Annotated in this window: 23 protein-coding genes and 4 pseudogenes; 14 read left to right on the plus strand and 13 right to left on the minus strand. The window is 57.5% G+C overall.

The annotated features are described in order from the left end of the window. Positions 1-158 precede the first annotated feature (158 nt). Positions 159-344 carry a DUF7333 family protein gene (locus ACZ5YD_RS00225; RefSeq protein ID WP_159670581.1) on the plus strand — a complete coding sequence of 62 codons (186 nt, stop codon included), beginning with the start codon at positions 159-161 and terminating at the stop codon, positions 342-344. A gap of 160 nt (positions 345-504) precedes the next feature. On the opposite strand, the gene ACZ5YD_RS00230 is transcribed toward ACZ5YD_RS00225, so the two are convergent. From ACZ5YD_RS00230 to ACZ5YD_RS00250, 5 genes are all read right to left on the minus strand, one after another. Next, positions 505-1,659: a multicopper oxidase domain-containing protein gene (locus ACZ5YD_RS00230; RefSeq protein WP_379739557.1), complete on the minus strand. Its 1,155-nt coding sequence runs from the start codon at positions 1,657-1,659 to the stop codon at positions 505-507. 168 nt (positions 1,660-1,827) lie between these two features. Then, positions 1,828-2,553, minus strand: coding sequence for a CPBP family intramembrane glutamic endopeptidase (locus ACZ5YD_RS00235; protein ID WP_379739553.1), 726 nt, complete (start codon positions 2,551-2,553; stop codon positions 1,828-1,830). A 98-nt stretch (positions 2,554-2,651) separates the two neighbouring features. Beyond that, on the minus strand, positions 2,652-3,068 hold the full coding sequence (locus ACZ5YD_RS00240) for a disulfide bond formation protein B (protein WP_379739550.1): 417 nt from the start codon (positions 3,066-3,068) through the stop codon (positions 2,652-2,654). A 7-nt stretch (positions 3,069-3,075) separates the two neighbouring features. Then, positions 3,076-4,062: a DsbA family protein gene (locus ACZ5YD_RS00245; protein WP_379739547.1), complete on the minus strand. Its 987-nt coding sequence runs from the start codon at positions 4,060-4,062 to the stop codon at positions 3,076-3,078. Between the two features lie 103 nt (positions 4,063-4,165). Next, the gene (locus ACZ5YD_RS00250) at positions 4,166-4,783 is read right to left on the minus strand and encodes a COX15/CtaA family protein (RefSeq protein WP_464384446.1); all 618 of its coding nucleotides are present in this window, start codon (positions 4,781-4,783) and stop codon (positions 4,166-4,168) included. A 70-nt stretch (positions 4,784-4,853) separates the two neighbouring features. Between ACZ5YD_RS00250 and ACZ5YD_RS00255 the strand changes: the two genes are divergently transcribed. From ACZ5YD_RS00255 to ACZ5YD_RS00270, 4 genes and pseudogenes are all read left to right on the plus strand, one after another. Then, on the plus strand, positions 4,854-5,816 hold the full coding sequence (locus ACZ5YD_RS00255) for a transcription initiation factor IIB (protein ID WP_379739542.1): 963 nt from the start codon (positions 4,854-4,856) through the stop codon (positions 5,814-5,816). 437 nt (positions 5,817-6,253) lie between these two features. Further along, on the plus strand, positions 6,254-6,631 hold the full coding sequence (locus ACZ5YD_RS00260) for a helix-turn-helix domain-containing protein (RefSeq protein WP_379739539.1): 378 nt from the start codon (positions 6,254-6,256) through the stop codon (positions 6,629-6,631). After that, the gene (locus ACZ5YD_RS00265) at positions 6,628-6,906 is read left to right on the plus strand and encodes a DUF7521 family protein (RefSeq protein WP_379739536.1); all 279 of its coding nucleotides are present in this window, start codon (positions 6,628-6,630) and stop codon (positions 6,904-6,906) included. The genes ACZ5YD_RS00260 and ACZ5YD_RS00265 overlap by 4 nt, the downstream gene beginning before the upstream one ends. Then, a pseudogene (locus ACZ5YD_RS00270) lies at positions 6,903-8,224 on the plus strand (arylsulfotransferase family protein). The gene ACZ5YD_RS00265 and the pseudogene ACZ5YD_RS00270 overlap by 4 nt, the downstream one beginning before the upstream one ends. On the opposite strand, the gene ACZ5YD_RS00275 reads toward ACZ5YD_RS00270, so the two are convergent. From ACZ5YD_RS00275 to ACZ5YD_RS00290, 4 genes and pseudogenes are all read right to left on the minus strand, one after another. Beyond that, entirely contained in the window at positions 8,221-8,604 is a 384-nt protein-coding gene (locus ACZ5YD_RS00275; RefSeq protein ID WP_379739533.1) for a SpoIIAA family protein, read from the minus strand. The pseudogene ACZ5YD_RS00270 and the gene ACZ5YD_RS00275 sit on opposite strands and share 4 nt — an antisense overlap. Before the next feature lie 26 nt (positions 8,605-8,630). Continuing rightward, entirely contained in the window at positions 8,631-9,563 is a 933-nt protein-coding gene (locus ACZ5YD_RS00280) for a cation diffusion facilitator family transporter (protein ID WP_379739530.1), read from the minus strand. A gap of 21 nt (positions 9,564-9,584) precedes the next feature. Continuing rightward, the gene (locus tag ACZ5YD_RS00285) at positions 9,585-10,022 is read right to left on the minus strand and encodes a hypothetical protein (RefSeq protein WP_379739527.1); all 438 of its coding nucleotides are present in this window, start codon (positions 10,020-10,022) and stop codon (positions 9,585-9,587) included. A gap of 1 nt (position 10,023) precedes the next feature. After that, positions 10,024-11,079 (minus strand): annotated as a pseudogene (locus ACZ5YD_RS00290) (heavy metal translocating P-type ATPase); the annotation flags it as partial. Here ACZ5YD_RS00290 and ACZ5YD_RS00295 point away from each other — a divergent pair. From ACZ5YD_RS00295 to ACZ5YD_RS00310, 4 genes and pseudogenes are all read left to right on the plus strand, one after another. After that, a pseudogene (locus ACZ5YD_RS00295) lies at positions 11,068-11,388 on the plus strand (nucleotidyltransferase domain-containing protein); the annotation flags it as partial. The pseudogenes ACZ5YD_RS00290 and ACZ5YD_RS00295 overlap by 12 nt on opposite strands. Continuing rightward, positions 11,381-11,877: pseudogene (locus tag ACZ5YD_RS00300) on the plus strand (hypothetical protein). The pseudogenes ACZ5YD_RS00295 and ACZ5YD_RS00300, both read left to right, overlap by 8 nt. Before the next feature lie 316 nt (positions 11,878-12,193). After that, the gene (locus ACZ5YD_RS00305; protein WP_379739524.1) at positions 12,194-12,334 is read left to right on the plus strand and encodes a DUF2080 family transposase-associated protein; all 141 of its coding nucleotides are present in this window, start codon (positions 12,194-12,196) and stop codon (positions 12,332-12,334) included. A gap of 8 nt (positions 12,335-12,342) precedes the next feature. Then, complete coding sequence (locus ACZ5YD_RS00310) at positions 12,343-13,566, plus strand: RNA-guided endonuclease InsQ/TnpB family protein (protein ID WP_379739521.1); 1,224 nt, start codon at positions 12,343-12,345, stop codon at positions 13,564-13,566. A gap of 169 nt (positions 13,567-13,735) precedes the next feature. On the opposite strand, the gene ACZ5YD_RS00315 is transcribed toward ACZ5YD_RS00310, so the two are convergent. Beyond that, a complete protein-coding gene (locus ACZ5YD_RS00315) occupies positions 13,736-15,901 on the minus strand; it encodes a type B DNA-directed DNA polymerase (RefSeq protein WP_379739518.1) in 2,166 nt (721 codons plus the stop codon). Between the two features lie 232 nt (positions 15,902-16,133). On the opposite strand from ACZ5YD_RS00315, the gene ACZ5YD_RS00320 reads away from it, so the two are divergent. Together ACZ5YD_RS00320 and ACZ5YD_RS00325 are read left to right on the plus strand one after the other, a co-directional pair. After that, complete coding sequence (locus tag ACZ5YD_RS00320; RefSeq protein ID WP_379739515.1) at positions 16,134-16,724, plus strand: DUF7342 family protein; 591 nt, start codon at positions 16,134-16,136, stop codon at positions 16,722-16,724. A gap of 3 nt (positions 16,725-16,727) precedes the next feature. Continuing rightward, positions 16,728-17,210, plus strand: a complete 483-nt coding sequence (locus tag ACZ5YD_RS00325) for a toxin-antitoxin system TumE family protein (RefSeq protein ID WP_379739512.1) — start codon at positions 16,728-16,730, stop codon at positions 17,208-17,210. 51 nt (positions 17,211-17,261) lie between these two features. Here ACZ5YD_RS00325 and ACZ5YD_RS00330 read toward each other — a convergent pair whose 3' ends face one another. The 3 genes from ACZ5YD_RS00330 to ACZ5YD_RS00340 are packed head-to-tail and all read right to left on the minus strand — an operon-like array spanning position 17,262 to position 19,170. Next, on the minus strand, positions 17,262-17,906 hold the full coding sequence (locus tag ACZ5YD_RS00330) for a ribonuclease H-like domain-containing protein (protein WP_379739509.1): 645 nt from the start codon (positions 17,904-17,906) through the stop codon (positions 17,262-17,264). After that, positions 17,903-18,223 carry a DUF8156 family protein gene (locus ACZ5YD_RS00335; protein ID WP_379739506.1) on the minus strand — a complete coding sequence of 107 codons (321 nt, stop codon included), beginning with the start codon at positions 18,221-18,223 and terminating at the stop codon, positions 17,903-17,905. The genes ACZ5YD_RS00330 and ACZ5YD_RS00335 overlap by 4 nt, the downstream gene beginning before the upstream one ends. Before the next feature lie 2 nt (positions 18,224-18,225). After that, positions 18,226-19,170, minus strand: coding sequence for a hypothetical protein (locus tag ACZ5YD_RS00340; protein WP_379739503.1), 945 nt, complete (start codon positions 19,168-19,170; stop codon positions 18,226-18,228). A gap of 918 nt (positions 19,171-20,088) precedes the next feature. Between ACZ5YD_RS00340 and ACZ5YD_RS00345 the strand changes: the two genes are divergently transcribed. The 3 genes from ACZ5YD_RS00345 to ACZ5YD_RS00355 are packed head-to-tail and all read left to right on the plus strand — an operon-like array spanning position 20,089 to position 23,080. After that, a complete protein-coding gene (locus ACZ5YD_RS00345) occupies positions 20,089-21,195 on the plus strand; it encodes a hypothetical protein (RefSeq protein WP_379739500.1) in 1,107 nt (368 codons plus the stop codon). Between the two features lie 6 nt (positions 21,196-21,201). After that, on the plus strand, positions 21,202-22,353 hold the full coding sequence (locus ACZ5YD_RS00350) for a hypothetical protein (protein ID WP_379739497.1): 1,152 nt from the start codon (positions 21,202-21,204) through the stop codon (positions 22,351-22,353). 4 nt (positions 22,354-22,357) lie between these two features. Beyond that, positions 22,358-23,080, plus strand: a complete 723-nt coding sequence (locus ACZ5YD_RS00355) for a hypothetical protein (RefSeq protein ID WP_379739494.1) — start codon at positions 22,358-22,360, stop codon at positions 23,078-23,080. Positions 23,081-23,323 lie beyond the last annotated feature (243 nt).

Here is a 23,323-nt window from a genome sequence, read left to right on the forward strand (position 1 = left end):
CGACTCTCAGAATCGGCGTGATTGGGCGTCAAACACATCAAATAATCCACTTCATCAACTACTGTGAAGGGGTGGGCTTCCGCTCGCCCCGTGTCAGTGCCGGTTTCCAGCAAATCTACTTTGTTAACGGTTTTGTCTATCCGGTCACAACAGTACATATGGAATTCGACTTTGTGCGCTCGGTGGCTCCCCTCGTCGTAATTGTCGCTGTCGCGGCGATTGCGCTCACGACCGTGATGACCTCCTCGACGGTCTTTATGATGGTTCTACCCTCGATGATTGTCTTCTCGGTCATCGCGTTCTTCTTGGGAATGAAACATGGCGAGTTCCGCGCCAGTCCATAATAGGCCGACTCAGTAGCCGAAGTCCGCTGGGTTGCGGTCCATGCTAGCCCCCAGCTGTGTTGATTCAGATTTATTCCGATACATGCAACAGGAATCCACCAGAGCCGGGTAACCCCTATCGTTCAGTTGGACCCAGTCCTGGTCGTCGTGTAGAGAGTCTCTACGTGGAGTAACCGGCGTACTCCATAAGCTGGTTGAAGATGTCCGTATCCATGACGGACCGATAGACCACGCCGGTAAGCATCCCGCCGGGATAGAACGTGCCGTTCATGACGTGGTTGACCTTGTGGCAGTGCATCAAATAGATACCGGGGTCTGCATCGGCAGTAAATTCGATCGTGTGTCGTTCAGCAGGGGCAATGTTCGTGACGTCCATGTCGTGGCGGGCAGCCTCCGGAATCGTCCCGCCGTCCTTTTCGACACGCTGGAAGCGGTGGTTATGGATGTGCATCGGGTGCGACATGTACCCACCGTTAACGAGGTGGATACGAACTGAGTCGCCCTCGTCGACGATGATCGGTGACCCTTCTTCGGGGTGTAGCGTCCGGGGTGCGCTCTTCCCGTTGACGGTGAATACGTCCGGATTGCGACTGGCCGAATTGTATGTGAAGTCCGCCTCACCGGCCCACTTCCGCGGAACCCGCGAATCCCAGTCCTTGATCGTCATGAAGTATTCGCGGTCCGCCGGTTCGTAGCCTTCGGGATCGACTCGGTAGATCCCGTACATGCCCATGTCGATATGTCGGTGGGTCTGGAAGTGACAATGGTAGAAATGCGTTCCAGGGACGTTAGCGGGAATCTCATAGGTGTGTGTCTCCCCTGGCGGGACCTGAATCCCGGTCGTCGTCGGGACGCCGTCGTTCTCCCACGTCTTGCGAACTCCGTGGAAGTGAATCGTGTGGGGGCGTCGGCCATCGGTGTTATCGAGTGTCACCTCCATCGCGTTACCCTCGGTCGTTCTGAGAATTGGGCCTGGGACGCTGGGGTCGTTGTCGTCGGCCTGGAACGCCCAGACGCGCGGGAATTCGACGGGCCCACCCATTGTATCGAGCGGGTGGACCGCGTGGCGGGCCTGCTGAGTCCGCATCGTCACTTCGCCACCCTGCTCGTCGACGTTGACGATTGTTGGAGGGCTGGTGTAGGGGAGATTAGGCGAGTCAGTTTGTGCCTGCGTGGGCGTATCGCTCGTTGCTGCTGGCTCGTTGGCTCCGCCCGCAGAACAGCCTGCTAACGAAGCGATGCCGGTCGCGCCAGTTGCCGCGAGAAACTCACGCCGAGACAGTCCGGTTCCGGGTGCGCCGAAACGTGTGGTCATAATACACTCGGTATTTTGGGTGGCCTAAACATAGGGCGACTGCGGTGTCCCAATTCACGGGACAGCGCGTGGATATGTTCGGCACAAGGCGAATGGAGATGGCGGCTTCTCATCTATACTTGGTCGCCGTTAGGAGTCAAAAATTGAGGCGACAAAGTGGTCAGTTTTTCAGAATCCGCCCGTCGCCGTCAGATAAGCCCCTGCGAACTGCACCGCGTTATACGTCCCGTGAATCACAGCCGGTACTGCGATATTGTCCGTGTACTCGTATGCTGCTCCCAGTACGAGGGCCAGAACGAATGCGATACCGATGTACACCAGTTTGCCTTCCCCTGACAACGAGAAGAGATGGATCGATGCGAACAGAGCGCTTGCGAGGATGATTGCCCGAGCCGGATGGAGACTTTCACGTAGGGTGCCCTGTACGAGGCCCCGGAACAACAGTTCTTCTCCCGGGCCGACCAACAGGAACTGGAGGGGGATCAGAAGAAGAAATACACTCGGATTTTGCCGCCCGACCTCGACGATCTGATTCTGAGCCGAGTTCAGACCGAGGGCTGTGATTACTGAGGACGCCACAAAGAGCAACCCCAAAATCGCTATACTCCCGCCAACAATCACCGCCCCATCACGTTTGCCAGGGAGACGAACTGGAACGAATCCCAATCCGAGATCACGGCCTTTGAGATAGAGAATGGCGATGCCCCCAAACGTCACTCCTTGAAGGAAGAACGTACTCACAACCAGTCTGAGGGCTGGGCGCGATGCGAGGTCGACTCCGAACAACCCGACGACTGTCGCGACGGCAAGGATTACGATAGCCCCCGCGACGTATGACCCATACGTGAGACCAATCGCCGAGGCGACAGACCGGAAGCGAGATATCGACGACATTAATCAGATGTGAGCGTAGGGCTCCACCCTACAAGCTGGCTTCGATAGGTCGATTGCGGCGCTATTCATTCCAAGACATCCCGCGGTAGTGATTTTGTTCATAGCTGACGTTCAGGTTCGACGAGGTTGGATCCAGCGAGGACTGTAATCGTAACGAACACGAACGCGATGAGTGAGAGATTCGGAATCGTGAGTCCGAGTACTGGTGCCTGCCACTGGACGACTGCACAGGGGCCAGCAAAGGTGCATGAGGCCGTTGTTGCTTGGAGTACGGAGTGATATCCCGCGATTGAAGCTCCTATCACGGTCAGTGGAACGACCGTTCGCCAGATTGTGTTGTGGCTCTCGAGAACGGCAACGCCGAGAACGACGACGAGCGGATACATGAGGATACGTTGGTACCAGCAGAGGGTACACGGAACGAGACCGAGGCCGAGACTGAACCAGAGGCTTCCGAAGGTTGCAATCGCCGCGACGCCTGCCCCGCCTGCAAGCCAGAATCGTCCGTCGGACATCCATGACTCAGTTTGATCCAGCTGCATCTTCGATCAACTGTCTTGCTCGCTCTTCGTTTCCGAGTGGGTTGACCGTCGTGCCATTGATGAGGAGCGTGGGTGTGGCGTCGACACCGGAATCGCTCGCAGCCCTGTCAGTCGCCCGAAGCGCGTCGTCGTACTGGTTTTCTTGGATCGCCCTGCGGATCGACGCTGTCTCGGAGACGCCTGCTGCCTGAGCAAACTCAACCAGCCTATCGGCGGTCGCCCACTGGTCGCTTTCGGGCGGCTGATTCCGGAACACGTATTCGTGAAACGGCCAGTACGAGGCTGGGTCGGTGTTCCAGACGGCTAATCCGGCCTGACCGGCTGCCGGTGCATCGGGGCCCAAAAACGGGTCGCCACCGATATATGCGAGATTGCGGAACTCGAGCGCGACTGTTCCTGGTTCCACGTAGTCCGTCACGAGTTGTGAAAGCATCTCCGTACTGAACTGGGCGCAGTACGGACACTTCCAGCTCCCGAAGTATGTGACCGTGACATCGGCATCAGCAGACCCCATCGTCGCATAGCGGAAGTCTCCAGGCGAGTCGGGAATCGGGGCAGTGGTAACGGCACCCGTATCACCTCCAGCAGTCGCGTCGTCATCCGGCTCAGTACTCGTATTGTTAGAGAGAGCGGTGGCGCCGATCACGAGACCGGCAGTGGCGGCACCACCACCGCCGAGGAGAAGCTGTCGGCGGGTTAGTCCTCCGACAGCAGCCCCGACACCTCCCTCGGAGAGCCGCTCTGAGAACGTGAGTGAATCAACGACTGTCTCAGCCCGTTTGTAATCCACACGTGAGAGGTCGTCGGGGTGCGCGACGAGCCAGTGTCTATAGAGCTGCTCGTCAGTTTCGTCACCGAATTGTTCACCACAATAGTGGTATGCGCTGTGAGCGTTCCATGTGTGGTCGCGCGCTGCTCCCGCTGTTTCGAATTGATCTGTACAGATCGGGCAGGTATGGGCAGTCATTCGTGATCACTACTCCAAGTGTAGATTTCATAGGCTCCGTGTTCTGCTCTCATAGTGAGCTGAATCGTCGGTATCTGTGGCATTGTGTTATACGCAAGGGGCATCAGCGGCGGAGATATGCGACGAGGCAGGTCGTCAGGAGACAGAGGAGAATAAGAATTGCCACGCCAAGATGAGTCGTCACGATGATCGGTTGGAGATCTTCCGTGACGGTCAATCCTCCGAGGATAACCTGTAACGGAAGGAGGGCGAGAGCGGCCGTGGCCGACCATTTGACAATCGGGGTATTCCGGTGTGTCACCCACGCTCCAAGGGTCGTGCCGACGATCAGAACCCCGGCCGTCATCGCCAGTCCACGGTGAGCCCACTCAGCGAAGATTTGGAGTGCAGAGTATGGCGAGTTAGCAATGATCTCGGGTTGAAGGAAGGGAACCCACGTCCCGTAGCAGGTTGGCCAATCAGGACAGGAAAGTCCAGCACCGATTGCACTAGTGTAGGCTCCGAGAAGCATCACGATATACGTCACTAGTAGCGTGAAACCGGCGATATGCCTGTACTCGACCGGAATCTGTGAAATTGTGGTTCGCAAATCGTGCCAGCGGAGTCGGGCTTGAGACATAATAGTGGGTAGGGACGTTGACTTGCGGTGTGAGGAGTTGATGTCTTGGAGACAAAGTGTTAGGCCGGATTCCCAGCGAGTGGGACACCGCCAGCGATTCATTGAGGAGCCGTCCCACGGGACTGTTAAGAAAACCCACGGTTTGTAGGGAAAACCCCTATAGGCCGAGATTATGATGTCTCAAGAACATACCCAGGAACGGTCAATAGATGAACGCGACCGTGAGGTGAAGTCTGCTAACGACAACACCTGTCCCGAGTGTCAGGGCCATATCACCCAGAATGGCGATAGCGGTGAGGCGACCTGTGAAAGCTGTGGATTGGTTTTTGAAGATAATCCAATCGACCACGGTCCTGAGTGGCGTGCGTTCACGTCAGATGAACGCGATGAAATGAGTCGGGTCGGGGCTCCGACGACGCAGCTGATGCACGACAAGGGACTCAGCACGACTATCGGCTGGCAGGACAAGGACGCCTATGGACAGGCGGTCTCGGGTCGCAAACGTGCTCAATTACAGCGCCTTCGGACGTGGGACGAGCGGTTCCGGACGAAGGATGCCCACGAGCGGAATCTCAAGCAAGCGCTTGGGGAGATCAGTCGTATGGCGTCCGCCCTGGGACTTCCGGAATCGGTTCGGGAAACTGCAGGCGTCCTGTACCGACGTGCTGTAGAGCAGAACCTGCTCCCGGGTCGCTCGATCGAAGGAATGTCGACGGCGTCGTTGTACGCGGCTGCCCGACAACACGGAATGCCACGGCCGCTGACTGAATTCGCCGACGTCAGCCGTGTCGAGAAAATCCGGATCCAGCGAGCGTACCGATATCTGTCCCGAGAACTCGGGCTGGAGATCAAGCCCGAGGACCCCACGCAATATATCCCACAATTCGCGTCATCGCTTGACGTGAGCGACGAAGCAGAACGGCGCTCGCGGGAACTGCTTGAGGTAGCTACAGATAATGCCGTCCACAGTGGGAAAAGTCCAGCCGGGTTGGCGGCTGCCGCGCTGTATGCTGCGACCCACCTCACGAACGAGCAGCTCACACAGGAGACGGTGAGTGAGGTCGCCCACGTGAGTCGAGTCACGATCCGGAATCGATACCAAGAGCTTCTCGAGGTGTACGCGCAGCATGACTGACCGGCCGGCCTTTGCGGGCGAAATACAGCTACGGATATACCAATGACACGTTATTTACTATGACCGTGTTCTCAATACAGACCGAGATCGAAGTATTGGAGGTGCTCGTTGACGAGTCACCTTGCCATGTGATGGAGATCACTAATATCGTCGATGGGCACCCGATCACTATCAACCAAGCGTGTACTCATCTCCACAGTGAGGGCTGTATTGTTCCGCGCGGGAGGGGTCTCTACGAGATTACCGACGCCGGCGAACAACGACTCGAAACTCAACAGGAATCATAACGTTTCATAACTGTGTCACTATGTTTGCCCTCATTGGATGGATCAGCCATCAACACTCCCCAGCCCGGATCCGTAATGAATACGGGGTGCCGATGGAGCCTCTCGTCCATAATCGGACTCCATTTCCCGACGAACACGTATTCTCGAATAATGGGAGATAATTCAGTGTCTTCCGAGGACCCTTCGGAGCTGCAGGATGTCCTCGATGCGCTGGATGATCCCGCGTGTCGGACTATTCTCCGGGAAACTATCGAACCAATGACTGCGAACGCACTCCTCGACGCATGTGACATCCCCAAGTCGACGCTGTATCGAAAATTAGAACTCCTCAGTTCCGCTTCCCTCGTTCGAGAACAAGAGACGATCAACCCTGGAGGTGGACGGGTTACCTACTACGAACGGTCGTTCGAGGACGTCACGATCTCTATGGACGACACAGGTACGTTTTCAGTGAATGTCGATCGGCCGCCGCAATCTACCGACGAACGGCTTGCAGATATCTGGTCGATGATGGGGGACGAAGTATGAACGGCGTCATCACGGCGATTGCAGTCGTCAAGTTCGTAATCCTGCTTCTCGGTGGCGGGATCACCTACATTGCATTTAAAGCCTATCGACGTACGGGTGAGGACTCGCTCCGCGTCCTTGGTGTCGGGTTCGGTATCATCACACTCGGGGCAATCCTGACTGGAGTGGCCAATCAGTTCTTTTCTGTCGGATTGGCCCTCGGCGTACTCATCAATAGCCTGTTCGTCGCCCTTGGCCTCGCGGTCATCATGTACTCGCTGTATATCCAGAAATGAACTCCGTTCCGAATGGTGCCGTTCCTGATCTCCGTCGGGGTAGCTACCTAATCCTTTTCGGCGTGGTTCTGTTCGTTCTCACGCTTGTTAGCAGTGCAATGCTCGCCCCTGCGATTGGGACGGCTTCGGAGACAGATCAGACGTCCCGAACCTTGGTCGGGTCTCAGGGGGGTGGCCCAGGCTGGCACGAATACGGCAGCGTCTACCTCCTCAACGGTACGAACACTACCTGGCGTGAATCGAGTGCTGATACCTATTTCGACGTCACGCAAACAGAGAACGGAACAGTGTTAGCTGGGTTTATGGACAGCGGGTACGCTTCGTGCGGACCGTACGAGTCTCCCTGTACCGAACGGGATTCCGAGTCATCGACCCCGGTCAAGACACTCGGGTGCTTTCGGAGTATAGCTTCCCGGTGCGAACGAACAAGAACAGCGAAGTCCACGATGTCGAACGACTTCAGACGGGAGAATACCTTGTGACGGATATGGAGTACGAGCGTATCTTTACTGTCAAGAACGGCGAAGTTACGTGGCAGTGGAATGCGAGTTCGTTCTACGACGCCCCACAAGATCCGACGACGACCGACTGGCTGCACATCAACGACGTGGACGTCATCGGCCCTGGGCGCTATCTCGTCTCAGTACGGAATGCCAACCAGCTTCTCGTTATCGAGCGCGGCGAGGGCGTCGTTGAGGTTATCAATGAGGATACGACCGATTCGAACGATGCCAATTGCCGGAAATCCGGCCAGTTGAACGACTATGACAATGATGGCGATATTCGATGTGGTGACCCCGACGTGCTCAACCACCAGCACAACCCCCAGTGGCTCGGGGATGGTGCCGTCCTCGTCGCTGATAACGAGAACGACCGAGTCGTGGAACTGCATCGAACGGAGGCCGGTAAATGGGAGCCAGCGTGGGCTCTTGATCGGGCAGCGGGTGTCGAGCTCGATTGGCCCCGGGATGCGGATCGACTCCCGAACGGAAACACGCTCATCACCGACACGCTCAACCGGCGACTCGTAGAGGTCGACGAATCCGGGACTGTCGTCTGGAGCGTTCGAACAGAGCGTATTCCATACGAAGCCGACCGACTGCCCTACGGTGAGTCTGTCGGAGCCCCGAAGTACACGACTAAGGGAAGCAGCGTCGACAGCCCTGACGCCGGCGTGCCGGGCCTCTCACTACTGCTGGTCGGGCTTCGGGCAGTCGTTCCGTCAACGCCATTCTGGTTCCGGGAACCACAACTCGGCCTGACGCTTGTCTCTGCGCTCCTCATCGTCGTCGGCGGCGTCGACCGTATTCGTAACTAAACCTTTTCCCGAAGCCAGTCGAGAGCTCGCCCGCGTTCCGTAACGTCGAAATATCGCATCTTGTCGGGCGAAACTGGCCAGATCGGTCGGATCGCACGCCACCAGTCGAAGAGGAGTTTCGCCCATCTCGAGTCTCCGACTGCGGCGTACCGGGCGATATCGAAGTCAGAACCGTACCGGAGATCGGGAACCACTCCGTGGAGATGTGTGAGAAACGTCCTGAACGTCCAGTTCGGAACTTCCTCATACACGTGGATATGCTCGTACTGGTCGCTCTTTTCGACGAGGAGCGAGTACAGCTCTTGGTATCCTGCTCGCGTGCCCCGCCCGACGCGAATCGCAATGATGTTCTCATTCGTTTCGTCCAGTACCTCAAACATTCGACTGGACGCTGTGATGGACATGGTTAGTGGGAGTGGTTCGTGGTGCCGGCAGGGTCAGTGTCGAGGTCGACGTGGCCGACGAACTCGACGGTCGCATGATCGATCCCTCGATTCGTGAGATGGTCGTGGACTCGGGATCGAATCCCCCGTTGCTCTTCGAGAGTGGTCGCCGTATCGGTGAACCGGACGGTTGCCACGGTGAGTTGACTACAGACTTGCCAGACGTGGAGATCCTCGATCTGGTCGACACCATCGAGTGTCGTCAATTCATCCCGGAGTTCTTCGGACGACACCGGGCTCCGTTCCAACAGGATCGAGGTGCTTTCTCGGAGGACGTTCCCAGCCGACGCGAGCACCAGCAGCCCGATGAGCACGGCCGCCACGGGGTCTGCGATAGGGAGGTCAAACACTGCGACGGCGGCAGTCGAGACGATTACCGCAACAGATCCCCCGGCGTCACCGAGCAGGTGGTAGAACGCCCCGCGTTCGTTGAGACTCATCTCACCACCCTGCAACACGTACACGGAGCCGATGTTCACCAGCAGGCCACCCGTCGCGATGATCAGCGTCAACTCTGGATTGATCGCCACCGGCTCGAGGAACCGCTGGTAGGACTCCCAGACGATGTATCCGACCATCGGGAGGAGCAAGACGCCGTTCAGGAAGGCCGCAACCGGCTCCAGTCGGTGGAGACCGTACGACCACGCCTCGCCACCCTCGAACCGTTCGGCGGTATAGCTCGCGCCGAACGCCATCGCGTACGCCAGCATATCGAACAGCATGTGGAGTGCGTCGCTGATAAGCGCGACCGACCCGAACAGGAGTCCACCAGCCAATTCGACGACGAATCCAAGGAAATTGACGACCGCGACGAGTGCAAGCCGGCGCGTACTGCCACCTGTTGCAGACGCGGATTCGTGTTCTGCCGTATCTTGTGTATGCTCGTGGGGGCTCATACATTCATTTTGGAGGGAGAGCTATTTCGAATCTGAGGACTCTGGGTTTTCTTGAGTAGACTCCTTCGACCTATCTTCGGTCGCCAACGGCGAATCCTCCGCCGATGATTCAGTACGGTCCGAGGGTTCGGTCTCGCTATCGCCTTCTTCAGGTGCTGTGTCGGACTGTTCCGATTCCTCGGTGAGCGATGTATCCTGGGCGGAGGAGCCACTGAAGTCGAGCGGACGAAGCCAGATGAACCAAACGACAAATATGGTTGTGCCATAGCCGACGATCCACACGAGATCAGCTACGGCAGAGAGGTTCGCCTGTTCGAGAGTGTATACCAACAAACCGGGGCCGATGAGCCCAATGAGCACTACGAGGACGGCAAACTGCGGAGACGAGAGTCCGAACGGGTATTCTCGCTGGTCGGCCACCATATGGGAATTCACAGTTTCCTCGTTCTCTGTCCCCATATTATCCCTCCAGAGCGTTAGTTTCGGTGTCTGTCTCCGGCGTGATTCGAGAGAGTCGCATCGCATTCCCGGTGACGGCCGTCGTCATCCCGGCGTCGCCAGCGAGGACAGCGAGCCAGATAGGGACGTATCCGAACGGGACTGCCATTGCCAGCCCGGCTTTTACAGCGAGACTCGACCAGATGTTCTGCCGGATGACGCCGTTCGCATCGTTTGCGAGTTCGTAGAGGTACGGGAGCTTTGCGAGGTCATCGCCCATCAGAGCGATATCTGCAGTCTCCAGCGCCGTGTCGGTCCCGGCTGCCCCCATCGCCACGCCGACTGTGGCGGTGGCGAGCGCCGGCGCGTCGTTGATACCGTCCCCGACCATCGCAACGCCGTCGTACTCGTCGACGAGCTCCTCGATCGCGGTCACCTTCTCTTCGGGGAGCAATTCGGCTTGGTACTCGTCGACGCCGACCTGTTCGGCGATCGCGCGGGCAGTCCGCTCGTTGTCACCCGTCAGCATCACCGTTCGGGAGACGCCGAGTTGCTTGAGTCGCGTCACTGTTCGCTTCGCTTCCGGTCGGATCTCGTCGGCGACTGCGATGACGCCTTCGAGTTCGTCTTCGGTTCCAACGAGGACAACGGTCTTCCCTTCTGCTTGGAGTTCGGGGACGGTCTCGTCGAGAAGGTCGAGGCAGTTGTTCAGGTCGCACATCTGCCTGGCTGTCTGGGTGACGACACCGCCGTCAGTGGTCGCGTGGACGTGTGATAGGTCGAATCCCAGCTCCTCGAACAGCCCCGGCTTGCCAGCGAAGTGGGGCGTCCCGTCGAGGTCGGCCCGGACGCCCTTGCCGGTGATGCTCTCGAAATCATCGATCTCGCGCTCGGCGACTCCCATGCTGCCGGCCTCAGCGACGATCGCCTCGCCGATGGGATGTTCGCTCCGTTGTTCGAGCCCGCGGGCACACCGCAGGACGTCTTCCTCCGAATTCTCGTTCAATGGAACGACGTCAGTGACGGTGAGCTCACCTTTCGTGAGCGTCCCTGTTTTGTCGAAGGCGACGACGTCGACGACCTCCTCGGTATCGTTATTTTCGGGAGCGTCGCTCGGGGCGAGGCTGACCGCCAGAGCGACATTGATTGTTTCGTCGTCGTCGATGGCGACCGGACGACAGCTCGCCGACGAATTACTAACGTCGTTGCTGATCTCCAGTCTGAACGCTTCGACGGTGACCGATTCGCGTTCGAGCCGTATGTTGAATCCGCCGAGAGCGCACGCAGAGCCGGGTCAAAACTCCGCGAAATATTCGGGGAGGGTATTACGGTGTACGGCAGCGGCGACCTTGACTCGCTCCGAAAGGAGGTCGTCGCCGATGAGTAGTACGCGAATCGAGCAACTCATCGACAACGTGCAAGCCGCGTTCGACCGCCGCCCAACAGATATCGAGGCCGGACTTGATGTCGAGGATGCCGCCCTCCTTCAGCTGCGGAAGGCCTGTCGCTTGCTCGCCGGCGCCGAGGCGCTTCAGGATGCAAGCTACTACACCCTCGTCATCGAAGCGTCGTTCGTCGCTATCGAACGGACCGTGGAATTCCGCCTCCTCGAACGCGGCACGATGCAGCCGGACGATCTCCCCGGAACGCATCCTGGTGTCTACCGAGAGGCGGCGGTGACCGGTGTTTTCGGGGAATCGATGGGGCTGATCTCGCAGATCTCTGGCGTGACCACCGGGCAAAAACGTACTATCAGGACGGGCTCGCCTCAGCATCGCGTGCTGACGCGATGTATGAGCTCGCCACCGAGATTCATGCATACGTGACTGGGCGGTCTCGACAAGGGCACGAATGTATCTGTGGGGTGCCAACGTAGGCGAATGTGTCTAAGTAGTCGAGGGAAAGTCATCAAGGCTATTAACCAACACGAGATGCGATTAGACGCGGATTAGTTGGTTAAATAGATGAGGATCTTCGTAGTTTACCTGAATTGAGGCGATAAGGCCCCTTCCTCAACGAGCGAGCGGAGCGAGCGAGTAGGGAGGGGATACAGCGTTGACGAGACGCTGTGCGTCTCGTCCGCACACGAGAGCTTTGCTCTCGTAAACGCCGCACAGGTAGCAAACCCGTCCGACGCTCGGCCTACAGGCCCACCGCCATCTTTATGTTAAAACATAATATAAACATTGGTGATGGACAGACACGAAATCGAAGGTCATGAAGTCATCGACGGGACGGCCAAAGCCACCGGCAACGGCGCTCACGTTCTCGTCCCGAAGGGTTGGCGTGGCGCAGACGTGAAAGTCGTCCGGACCACCGAACCCGACGAGTAGCACACTCGATGAACTACAACTACAGGTACCGACTCCACCCGTCCGACGCCCTCGAACAACGGTTAGCGTGGTCTGTCGATACCTGTAGACAGGTCTACAACCACTTCCTTCACCGACTCAACCGCACCGACAACACCTCGGTATACAGCGAACAGAAACTCCTGCCGAGTCTCAAGAAATGGTGGAACGACCTGAAACACGTTCACTCGAAGGTGCTACAGAAGGTCGTACAACGGCTGTACGACAACCTCTCGACGCTTCGCGGCCGCAAAGAGAATGGCTACCGCGTGGGGACGCTCAAGTGGAAAGCACCGAACGAGTACCGCAGTTTCACCTACAGTCAATCCGGCTTCAAGCTCAAGAACACGAGCGGTCGGACAAAACTATGGCTCTCGAAACTAGGAGAAGTCCCACTCACGTTCCACCGCGACCTACCCAACGACACCGAAATCAAGACAGTCACCGTCAAGCAAGAACCGACTGGGAAGTGGTACGCCATTCTCGGCGTCGAAACTCCGGACGACCCGCCGGAGAAACCGGAGAACCCCGAGAAGCGCGTCGGAATCGACGTTGGGATTCTCAAGTACGCCCACGACACCGACGGGACCGCCATCGAATCCCTCGACCTATCCGATGAGCGCGAACGCTTGGAACGCGCACAGCGCGACCTTTCGCGGAAGGAACACGGGTCTGCGAATTGGGAGAAACAGCGCCGGGTCGTGGCCGAGCGTCACGCCGAGTTGAAGAGTAAGCGCCGCGACTTCCTCCACAAGTTGTCGAACTACTACGCCCGAGAATACGACCTTGTGGCCGTAGAGGACTTGGACGCCGCCGGACTGGTCGAACTCCCCGGCAACTCACGGAACCGCGCAGGGGCGGCGTGGGGGACGTTCCTGCGGATGCTAGAATACAAATGCGAGCGCGAAGGCACGCACTTCGTCGCCGTAGATCCGGCAGGAACCACCACGGAATGCGCGTCCTGCGGTGTTTCGACGGGCAAGCCGCTGTGGGTGCGCGAACACTCGTGTCCGGCGTGTGGGTTTGAGGCGGATAGAGACGCGAACGCGGCGTGGAACATTCTTTCTCGTGGTGTGAATAAGCGGTTAGGAGCGGGACGCTCCGAATCAACGCCTGTGGAGACTGCGCTCCCTGTGTCCTCTGTTGCGGATGCAAAGCGCGTCGTGGAAACAGGAAGCCCCACCCTCAAGCGCGAGCTGTCAGGCGAGCGGTAGGGTGGGATAGTTCACTCTAGAGTAACCCACTTTGCCACTCTCAGTCGAACATACAGCTATGGGCGCCAGTTTGGACGATGAGAATTATATCGCATACGGGGTATGGGTGTTCGTCATCGTGAGAATCGTGGTTAACCAACAAAGCTCTCTCAATCGATCCCTGTGTTGGTTAATCTTGCTCGCAGGCCCCGAACGCCGTCAGCTCCGGCACCCGTGTCTCTGCGAGCTCGCGACGGATCTTCGAGCGATCCCAGCCAAGCGGTGACAACACACTTTCGACAGCTCTGACCAGCTGCGTTTCGTAGTACGACGGATCGTACGACTCGATCTCCTCGTGAGCCAACGCGACCCGTTCTCGCGAGGTCTTCTCGTCGTCGAGGACCACGTACTCGATATCCTGGCCCGGATGGACTGCCAGGTCCTGCTCGCGAGCTCGTTTCAAGGCGGCCACGTTCTGGGTGTTCTGTGAGTAGCCTTCCAGCGGCTTGGAGACACGATTCCGCTCGACGAGCCGCTCCACTGCTACGTTGCCCGTCTGCAGTTCGTCGATTGCTCGTTCGAGCCGTCCGAGTACCGCATCCGGTGACCGCGTGGCATCGAGCCGTTCGAGACAGTCCCGCTGGACGTCCTCGATGAACGGCGGGGTCGAACGCTGCCGAGCTTCGATGCCTCGGATCTTGAACTCGTCGTCGCCAGCGACTTTGCCGAAGTACTTCGTCAACGCCCCGGCGTCGCTCTCGCGCTGCGGGACGAACGCCACCCAGTCGTAGTGAGCCTCGTGTTCGAGCCGAATCTCGACGCGTTCCGTAATCTCCGTCGCGAGCGCCTCGAGGTCCTCGCGGTCCGCGTCGTCGACGTCGGGGTCCGGGGTCACCCAGATGGAGTCGACGATGCCGTGGACGACGCGCCAGCCGCCGGCTTCCAGTCGCTGTTTCGCCGTTAGTAGGATCTCGCGAGCGAACGCGTTGATCGCTTCGTGGCACTCGATGCGGCCGAACTTCGCGTTGCTGAACCCCTGATAGCCGAAGCAGGCGACGAGGATCCACTTTAGCGCTCCCGACCGCCCCTCGAGTTCTGCCAGCCGCTCCTCGTCGGGGTTGTCTCGATCCTTCTCGCGACGGATGGCCGCCTTGATCTCGTCGCGAGCGTCGATGATCGGCTGCAGCACGTCGACGAGGTAGCCCCGGTCGTCGCAGATCGAGTACCCGAGGCCGGGGACGTCGTCGCGGTCGCTGTGGCAGTCACACCGGATGACGTCCGGCGAGACGTTCCGGGTACAGATGATGTTCGGGTACAACGAGGAGAAGTCGAGTTCATGGACGTTCTCGTGGAGGCCGACCTCGGGCGCGAAGATGAACCCGCCGCGGTCGGCGTCGTGGAGCGTCCCCATCGGCTTGTAGAACTCGTGGCGCCAGGAGTTCCATGGGACGAGGACGCCGCGGTCGTGGGCCTCGCAGATCTGGATCGCCGTGAGCACGTTCCCGATCGACGCCCACGCAAGTTCCTGGATGGGCTTCTTTGAGCGCGACACGAGGTCGAGAACGCCGTCGAGGTTGGTCTCCCCGTAGAAGAACGTGTTCGACTGGTCGATGATCGCCCGCCCGGGGACGTTGTACCGCGCCGGCGAGTGACCGACGCGGCCGTAGCTCGAGTACGTCGACCGGCTCGCGAGCTGCTGATAGTCGACGTCCGGCCACCGACTTAGCGAGAAGTCGTGGACGCCGGCGTCCGTCGCCATCTCGTACAGGGTCGGGACGATCTCGCTCGTCGAGGAGATCAGAACATCTGGATCGTGCGCTTCGAGTGCCCCTTGGACGGCGGTCAGGAGATCCGTTGGCGAGCCGGTGACGGCGTCGCCGGCGACGTGTAGTTTCTCGTAGACGTCGTTGCTCGTTTCGGTCACCGGGACGCTGAGCCGGAGCGTCGACAGCTCGCTCGCCGGCGTCGGATCGGCGCCGGTCTCCAGACAGTACCGGAACTCTCGCGAGAAGTCGACGTTGAAACAAGCGAGATCCCCGACTGGATAGTCCGACAGCTGGCGCGCTTGCCGGGCGAGTGGAGTGACGCGGTCGATGTGGGCGACGTCGACCGCGAGAACGGCCTCCTCGTCTCGTCGAAAGTCCGGCCGTCGCGCAACCAGCTCGGTCGCGACGACATCCGGGTGCTGGTCGTACACCGACTGAAGTGTCGTGAGGTCGAGGCCGGACGCTGGGTCGCGAGGAGCGACGTAGAAACGCGGGGTGTAGTCATCGCGCTCGGTCGCGACGGCGCCGTCGGCGGTTGCCTCCCACTCCAGGACGCGGCCGTCATCCAGGAAGTCGATGCTGAACGGCATCTACGTCTCTCTGACGTTCGAGTCGCCGATAAGCGATGGCGTGTCGTTTCCGGATTTCAACGTAGGCCTCCAAGGGCGCCTCTACTGGTGTTCTCTGGCCGTTTGTCCGTTCTCCGTTATCTCTGAACGGTTTCCGGAATTCATATCGTTGGATTCAGTCGGTGTACTCTCCAATAGAAGTAATATAGGAATGTACCAAAGGACTATGTTCCTCTATCCCGTGCGTTTCCATATGAGCGACCGAAACCCGCCGGAGGAGTTTGGGGACATCAACGAGGCGGTCGGTGAGGAATGGGAGGCCGAAACAACGCCCTACGAGCGCATTCGACACGTCGTCGCGCATACGTACAGTCCCGTCTCAGCTGATGCGGTGGCTGACGATGCACGGACCGCTCCAAAGACCGCGCGAAAGCACCTGAACACACTCGCTGACGAAGGATTTGTCGAGACGGCACCTGGCGACCAGGGTGGTACGCTCTATCGTCGCTCACCTGAATCACTCGTTGTCGAACAGGCTGCCGACATCCTCGAGCATGTCTCGACTGACGAACTCGTGACACGAATCCAGGAAATGCGCGAGCAGCTCACCGAGTACCGGTCCGAATTCGGTGTGGACTCGCCAGAAGAATTGGCGGTCGAGCAGACGAACCAGGCTCTTACCGAGGCCGGATCCCCACAGGAGGAGATCGACCCAGAGACAATTCGTGAGTGGAAGACGCTCCGGCGGAACCTCGCGTTTGCGAACGCTGCCCTCTCGATTGGGAACGCTGAGCAGTTCGTCGACACCGATCATCGCTCGACTGACGACAGCGTCCCTGCCTGAGCAATGCGAGATTCGTCTGACCAAGCAGAAACCCATACTCTCCGGGGGGCTACGGATCGGCCGGCGCTACTGACGATTCGTGACGTCGTCGAGGAGATGGAACCGCTCGCAACAGCTGAACTCGACGACTACCTCCATCCATCCGTCCTCGAAGTTGTGCTTGACGACGGACTATGTGCGGCCGATGAGGCCCGAATCGACATCCAGTGGACGACACGAGATGATTACAAATTCCACTACACCGACACGGAAGGGGTGAATCTGCGCTGGGGGAAGCACCCACACGCAGGCGACTACATCCACGTCCCCGGATTAGAACACTACCACCCACCGCCGAATGCGAATTCTGACCCAGACAAGGTCGAGGAGTCTTGTATCACACAGTCTCCCGAAGAGTTAGTCACTCGCGCCGTCCTCAAACTCTGGCGGGTCGCCTACCACACGAATTCGTATGAACCTCTCAATGCAGGTCGCAACCCGCCGTAGGAACCAATCCAAGTGCTTTCCTCCACGAATCTCTACTGAGACGCGATTTCTTCAAGCGATCGGCTCCAGCGACTTCATAGAGAAATCTGACTTTGAGCAATACCGTTCTGCAAGCTCCATCAACGCTCGAGTTCGTCGGATATCGGCGACGTTGTGAGTGATGAGTGGCCCGTAGGCCCCCTCCTCCCATGCTGTGACTGCCTCGCTACTGTCGGTGAATGGATCCAGCTCGTTCAATCCGGCGCCGATCAGTTCGTCGTATACGCCACTCAGCGTGTCTTCACTCGTATTGAAGCGTGTCTCGAAGACGTCCATCACGTCGACGTATGGCAACGTGCCAAACGGCCAGTCGAGGCCGTGTGTACAGAGCCGTGTGCGAAGGAACGGGAGGTCGAATCCTCCGTTCCACCGCTCACCGTTGTATGCAACGAGCTTTGCATCACGTTGAGTGAGTGTCGATGCGACAAACGTTGCCAGTTCGTTCAGGAGGCCCTGTTCGCTGTCATGGAGTGAGAGCTGTACCGGTGTCTGGAGGGCGTCGTTGAGCCGATCCGCGAGGTCTGCTTGTGGTGCCGTTCCGGTATGGAGAAACACTCGCGACGAGACCGCCGAGTCAAACCCAACTACTGTGAGTTCATCACCGGCCTGAAATCCCGTTGTTTCGATGTCGAAGGCGATTGTCGTCAACTGAGTCATTTTGATCCTCCAGTGGTGCCTTCGGTAGGCGATTGCTGTTGTTCGACCACGGTTTCCGAAAGCTGTTGCTCAAGCTCTGCTAGACGTTCCTCGTGGTCGTCGAGGCGGGCCTCCTGTTCGAGATCGATGCTGAACAGCGCCGGCAGCAGCGGGTTCTGGTGGTTCAATAGCCCGCTCGCGTCGGCGTGTTCGCGGGCGTACTCGAACAGCCGGTCGAAGCGCGGCTGGTCGCGACGCCGCAGTGCCCGGCGGAACTCCGCCCAGCGCTCTTCGATGGCCCGCAGCGCATCTCGGTAGGTTGGGTTCGTCCGCCCCATCGCTATCGTCCTCCTGCCCCAGTTGCGGTCCACGCATCGAGCAAGGGGTCCGCGGTGGCCGCCACCGTCTCACCGTCAGCGGTGACCCCCGTGCCGACACCCTCTGGGGTCGGCGTCGATGGCGCCGGCGTCCTCGGTTCCACGCCGACCTGCGTGGCGCGTGCCGCGAGCAGCTGCCGCCAGTACGCGAACGTCGTCTGGTAGTACGCGCCGTCGTCGACGGGATAGACGAGCGTCTCGAAGTCCTCGCCGACGACCCGTGGGCCTATCCGAGTTTGCTCGCACTCCAGATGGTGGTCGGCGACCGTCGCGACCGGCTCGGTGAATTCGTTTCGTTCGTTTCGCGTAATGAGCACCGGGATGTCGTACCCCTCGGCGTAGGTCGCCAACCGGGCGAGAGTTCGAGCCTGAAGGATTTTCGCGTGGGCCTCGCCGAGGGTATCGTCGGCGCGGTACTGGGCGTCGACGGCCGGTGCGACGATGAGGGCGGGCGTGTGGGGCGACGTGTCCTCGTCGTGACCTGGTGCCCCTCGACCGGCCGTCCCTGAATCGGCGGTGGACATCTGGATCGACTTGTTCACCGCTGACGGGAGATCACAGACGGCGCCGTAGTGCTGGTAGGCGGTGAATCCGCGTGCCACGTGGATTCGGTTGAGCAACCGTTGACTGGGCGCGATCTGAGCGAGTGTCGTCGTCGTCGCGTGACCATTTGCGTCGACCCAGAAGGCGGGCCCGTCGTGCAGGAGGAGATGGTCGAGCACGAGCGACTGCAGGATTGGGACGCCGCGGCCTCCCTCGACGTCGAGCAGCGTGATGCCGTCGCCGAGTGACGGCAACAACATCCCGTCCGTAGCCGGATCGGCCTGGTCAGCGAGGGACCGATTGCGGTCGGCTCCCCGTGTCGGCTGGTCCACCGCCAATCGGTTCGACGTTGAGTGTTCTCCCATACTCGACTAGAGGTCCACTTTCTCGATAAGCCGCGGCGTGTCGCTTCCGCGTTTCAGGGAATTCGACTTGATTCCCTCCAATCCCGGCACAGTCCCGGGTAGCCTCTGTTTGGATCCTGTTTCCGAGAATAGTTCCTGAATCCCGTGTTCTTCGTGTTAACCAACATCCGGCCGTATTGCCGGCGGCGTGTTGGTTAAACCTACACAGCTGCAGTCTCGAGTCTGACTGCTCGGAATGTTAATGCTCAACGCCACGTTGGAAGAGGTGCACTATGAGCTACCCACGAACCCACGTCGACCACCGAAACCCCGATCACCACGAGTCAATCCACTCAACTTGAAATATCGCAAATGTCCACGTCGTTGCCCGGGAATTCCTTACTTCACGGTACCACGATGTGCTTCAAACAGTTCTCCACCCCCTTGGCGAGTCTCTGGACACCAAAGACCAACATGCACTCAACGACCTTGGAATCGTCCATGCTACTGGTTCCTTGAACGAGCTTTCCCCCTTCGTTCGAACATACGTCAAACTCGACGAGTATTGAACGCGCCCATCGTACTGCGCTCAACGAATTGTTCGCTGATCGACGCGCTCACGTCCTGAGTTGCTGTACGCGGTTGGGGTGCCATAGAACTGTTTACACGGTGGTTGTTTTCAGGAGCATCAGAAATGGTCCGTTTGCTCAGTCTCTTTATATTGAGTGATTCGGGGGTCAGCTGTCGCGTGTGGCAACCGGTCTATGATACACTATTACTGTGCTTTGCCAGCTTATAAGTCGTGTTAGTGTGTAGCATAGAGTAGGGAGGAGTCGCTATCGCCAGAGGCAAGAGTGAGACTCAAGGAAAAGAATAATAATCAGGCTGGAAAAAGACTCGGACCTGTAAACGTATCCCTGACAAAACACACACTGAAAAATGGAACGGACAGGCACTCTTTACGATTTCGCGGAACACGAGACGGAGACTTCCTTCCGTGCATACATTGAGGAGCTTATAGAGGACCGCGAAGAACCTGTCCGGGCCTTAACTGTTATCTCGGAGCGTACTCCGAAAGAGATCTTCGACAAATACCCATTAGAGGAATACAGTGTTTCAGTCAAGGATCAAGAGGTCTTCACGAGCGGTCGCCTGATCAGAGAGATCGAAGGCGAGTCGTACGAAGGAGGCTCCCGGCAGTTCAAGGATAACTTCTTCATCGTAAGTCACTCCGAGGAGAAACTATACACCATTTTCACGGTCTCTGACAAGGATTTCTTCGACAAAGCGCTCACCCGTTACATCGAGACTCTCCCTTCGGAGATTACTGGATCTTTCCTGTCCAGCGAAGATCTCCGCCGCCTTATCCAGAACTTCGATAACCGTGTGAACGGCAATCTCGTGGTGAAAAAAGCCGTTCTCAAGTCGACCGGAGAGGACACGCAAATCGAATACCACGAGGACAAGCCATACTACGAAGTCTTCAACGAGGCCTCAACCAATGATCTCTACGTCGACAAAATCGAACTCACCGTTCACAATACGGGTACGGCATTCCAGTTCTTCGTGTCCCGTAACGGAGCAACTCGTTACATCCGAGGCTCCAGCGACCTCTACTTCAACGTCTTGTTGAACAGCTTAGCCTCCTTCATCTCTGACAAAGGAGAGCTCTTCCAGGACCGTGACAGAGAGTACGGATCTCGAGATACAGACCCAATCAAAATCCAGTACGAAGAAGGCTCGATAACTGGTGTCGAGGAGAACAAACGGCTGATAAAGGCACTAAAGGGGATAAAACGCACCTCTGTTACTGTCTACCACGACAATCCGTATATGCACGCATCTGTTCTCGACTTCGACGACGGAACCAGCGTCGATGTTTACCTCACATCGGACAGCGATATCTCGATCATCCCCGGATTCAACGCCTCGAAAAAGTCACTGAGCAGGATCTGCGACCAAATTAACAAAGGATTCCTTGAGGGGGAAGTCAAAGCCGAGGAGGAGCAGGAACGCGATTTCGACGACTACTTCTCAGCAGCATAACCACCCGTGACAGAGTCAGATAGTTTCGTACAGTGCGTTGACCAAACCTTCGATAGATTTGAGAGATACGACAGATACGTCGATGTCGTTTCTGCCTGGGAAGAGTTCCTTGATGACCAATATAGCTCTGAATTCCGAGACTTCACCTTCGATCGCTTTCCAGAGGAAAGTATCCAGTACAACGGGTCAGAGCTGACTCCGACCTTTACAGCCTATTTCGATGAAGACTACGGTATCCTGTTCGACGTCCAGCATAATCTTCCTCGAGACGAAGAAGATCTGAAGAAATTTTTAGAGGAAATCTCCGGCTATGACCAGGGCTATCCGTTCCGGGTCAACGGGTCAGATACCGAGATACCCGAAAAATATGATATCGCCTTGCTCATCAGCAATCAGAATGCTCAGACGGCGGAACACAGGGTCCAGAACTTCCTCTCCAAGGGAGAGGTTCAGTTCGACTCAAATCTGGTACTGCTCAGCTACGATTACGTCGATCAAAACACGAATCCGAAATACGAGTTTGGAAGACTGTCAAAGGTGGATCAGAACTTCCGAGACAACGTGCTCCCGGAACGTAAGCAGATCAGCACTCGTCTTTCCATAGGGGACGGCGGCTTCGAGACCATCGATTCACCGCCTGGATTCTTCGACGACAAGAAATCAACAGGCGTCCTCTGTAACAAGGAACTCTCTGAACTCTACTTCGCCTGTTACCTCTGGCACAACGTATTCTTCAACTGCCTTGATGACACCGAACAGGTCATCTGGCAGGGTAAGAATCCGCGCCGGATTATCGAGTTCAAGGTCACGGTTGACGAACTCTATGCGATGCTCAACCGGAAATACATCCCTGGCAACGGAGTTCGGGAAGAGTGGATCCGGTCTACACTGGAGTATCTCGTTGGAGTCGAGGCTGCTGAACAGGTATCTGACGACGAGTACCGGGTTAAGTTCCGTAATCTCCAGGACAAACGAAGAGATCACAAAGACGTTGTCACCCGTCGATCTGATCTGGCTGACTTAGCTCACATCTTCGCAGAATGGTACTGCGAAAACGCTGTCGACACCGGTACCTCTGTTCGGTCAGATATCCGTGACGACTCTACACAGACTACTATCACGAGCGACCTGACTGAGCCGGAGAAAGGCGAGTACTGAATCTATGTCTGGAAGTGAAAAGGAGGGGCAGAAGGAAAAGAATGGGGAGGCCTCTGGAGGAGGAGAACAGGCAATCAGTTCTAAGCGCGATTTAGCGAATAGATATCAGTCGATGGTGGCCGACCAGTTTCAGTCGGTCTCAAACTTCGAGGATAAGGCCTGGAAGGCTATCAGAGCGAATATCGCACTCATCGGTATCTATCTCACAGGTATCTCTGTCCTGCTGCGTACCTCAGATTCGACGCCTAGTATCGCCCTGATTGATACTCCGCCGGTCCTGATCGGGATAGTCGGCCTGTTCGCGTCCCTTGTCTATGCGATTATTGTGATGCTGGGGATCAAGATCGGGTTTGGGCCTTCGACTGATACTGCTGAATCCTTGATTAAGAGTGAGTTAGAGGCTGATGAGTATGATTCTATCATAGTTACAAACTATGCCAAGACAGTCAACAGCAACTGGGGTGTTTTGGAGGACAAGTCCACGCGACTGAGGAGGTCTTTCGCCTTACTCGTTGTCGGCTTGACTGAGATGTCTCTGGGGTTGCTGTTCATCATCTCCCCTTCCCATTCGCGGATAGTCGAGATCAAGGCCGGATCTTTCATTGTAGTCTCAGCGATCGCAGGGTACATAGCCTACTATCTCTGGACGAAGGGCTACGAGTCCGAGGATAATGGCGAGGAAGAAGTGGGTGGTGAGGGTGAGGATTCAGACTTGAATGAGTCTTAGTATATCGAGCGGGCTCTGTTGAAATCCTCAACCAGTGATATGTTCTTAGAGCCGTGCTGAATACAGAGTATCAGTTCACCACAGCAAGATTTTCATAATCCCCTACTTATGGAAAGGTCAAATACTATTACCGATTGGAACATCTTTTAGTCCACGACCCGTGCAACCTGATAATGACATAGAGTTTGACAGAGTTACGGATAAGCAGCTTTGTGCCTGTATCAGAGGTTCTCTCAATACTAC

This window comes from Halopenitus salinus (assembly GCF_055397165.1).

Bases quoted from the DNA above. Each gene is read 5' to 3' on its own strand.
- ACZ5YD_RS00225 (WP_159670581.1), top strand. From the start codon at position 159: ATGGAATTCGACTTTGTGCGCTCGGTGGCTCCCCTCGTCGTAATTGTC.
- ACZ5YD_RS00230 (WP_379739557.1), bottom strand. From the start codon at position 1,659: ATGACCACACGTTTCGGCGCACCCGGAACCGGACTGTCTCGGCGTGAG.
- ACZ5YD_RS00235 (WP_379739553.1), bottom strand. From the start codon at position 2,553: ATGTCGTCGATATCTCGCTTCCGGTCTGTCGCCTCGGCGATTGGTCTC.
- ACZ5YD_RS00240 (WP_379739550.1), bottom strand. From the start codon at position 3,068: ATGTCCGACGGACGATTCTGGCTTGCAGGCGGGGCAGGCGTCGCGGCG.
- ACZ5YD_RS00245 (WP_379739547.1), bottom strand. From the start codon at position 4,062: ATGACTGCCCATACCTGCCCGATCTGTACAGATCAATTCGAAACAGCG.
- ACZ5YD_RS00250 (WP_464384446.1), bottom strand. From the start codon at position 4,783: ATGAATCGCTGGCGGTGTCCCACTCGCTGGGAATCCGGCCTAACACTT.
- ACZ5YD_RS00255 (WP_379739542.1), top strand. From the start codon at position 4,854: ATGATGTCTCAAGAACATACCCAGGAACGGTCAATAGATGAACGCGAC.
- ACZ5YD_RS00260 (WP_379739539.1), top strand. From the start codon at position 6,254: ATGGGAGATAATTCAGTGTCTTCCGAGGACCCTTCGGAGCTGCAGGAT.
- ACZ5YD_RS00265 (WP_379739536.1), top strand. From the start codon at position 6,628: ATGAACGGCGTCATCACGGCGATTGCAGTCGTCAAGTTCGTAATCCTG.
- ACZ5YD_RS00275 (WP_379739533.1), bottom strand. From the start codon at position 8,604: ATGTTTGAGGTACTGGACGAAACGAATGAGAACATCATTGCGATTCGC.
- ACZ5YD_RS00280 (WP_379739530.1), bottom strand. From the start codon at position 9,563: ATGAGCCCCCACGAGCATACACAAGATACGGCAGAACACGAATCCGCG.
- ACZ5YD_RS00285 (WP_379739527.1), bottom strand. From the start codon at position 10,022: ATGGGGACAGAGAACGAGGAAACTGTGAATTCCCATATGGTGGCCGAC.
- ACZ5YD_RS00305 (WP_379739524.1), top strand. From the start codon at position 12,194: ATGGACAGACACGAAATCGAAGGTCATGAAGTCATCGACGGGACGGCC.
- ACZ5YD_RS00310 (WP_379739521.1), top strand. From the start codon at position 12,343: ATGAACTACAACTACAGGTACCGACTCCACCCGTCCGACGCCCTCGAA.
- ACZ5YD_RS00315 (WP_379739518.1), bottom strand. From the start codon at position 15,901: ATGCCGTTCAGCATCGACTTCCTGGATGACGGCCGCGTCCTGGAGTGG.
- ACZ5YD_RS00320 (WP_379739515.1), top strand. From the start codon at position 16,134: ATGAGCGACCGAAACCCGCCGGAGGAGTTTGGGGACATCAACGAGGCG.
- ACZ5YD_RS00325 (WP_379739512.1), top strand. From the start codon at position 16,728: ATGCGAGATTCGTCTGACCAAGCAGAAACCCATACTCTCCGGGGGGCT.
- ACZ5YD_RS00330 (WP_379739509.1), bottom strand. From the start codon at position 17,906: ATGACTCAGTTGACGACAATCGCCTTCGACATCGAAACAACGGGATTT.
- ACZ5YD_RS00335 (WP_379739506.1), bottom strand. From the start codon at position 18,223: ATGGGGCGGACGAACCCAACCTACCGAGATGCGCTGCGGGCCATCGAA.
- ACZ5YD_RS00340 (WP_379739503.1), bottom strand. From the start codon at position 19,170: ATGGGAGAACACTCAACGTCGAACCGATTGGCGGTGGACCAGCCGACA.
- ACZ5YD_RS00345 (WP_379739500.1), top strand. From the start codon at position 20,089: ATGGAACGGACAGGCACTCTTTACGATTTCGCGGAACACGAGACGGAG.
- ACZ5YD_RS00355 (WP_379739494.1), top strand. From the start codon at position 22,358: ATGTCTGGAAGTGAAAAGGAGGGGCAGAAGGAAAAGAATGGGGAGGCC.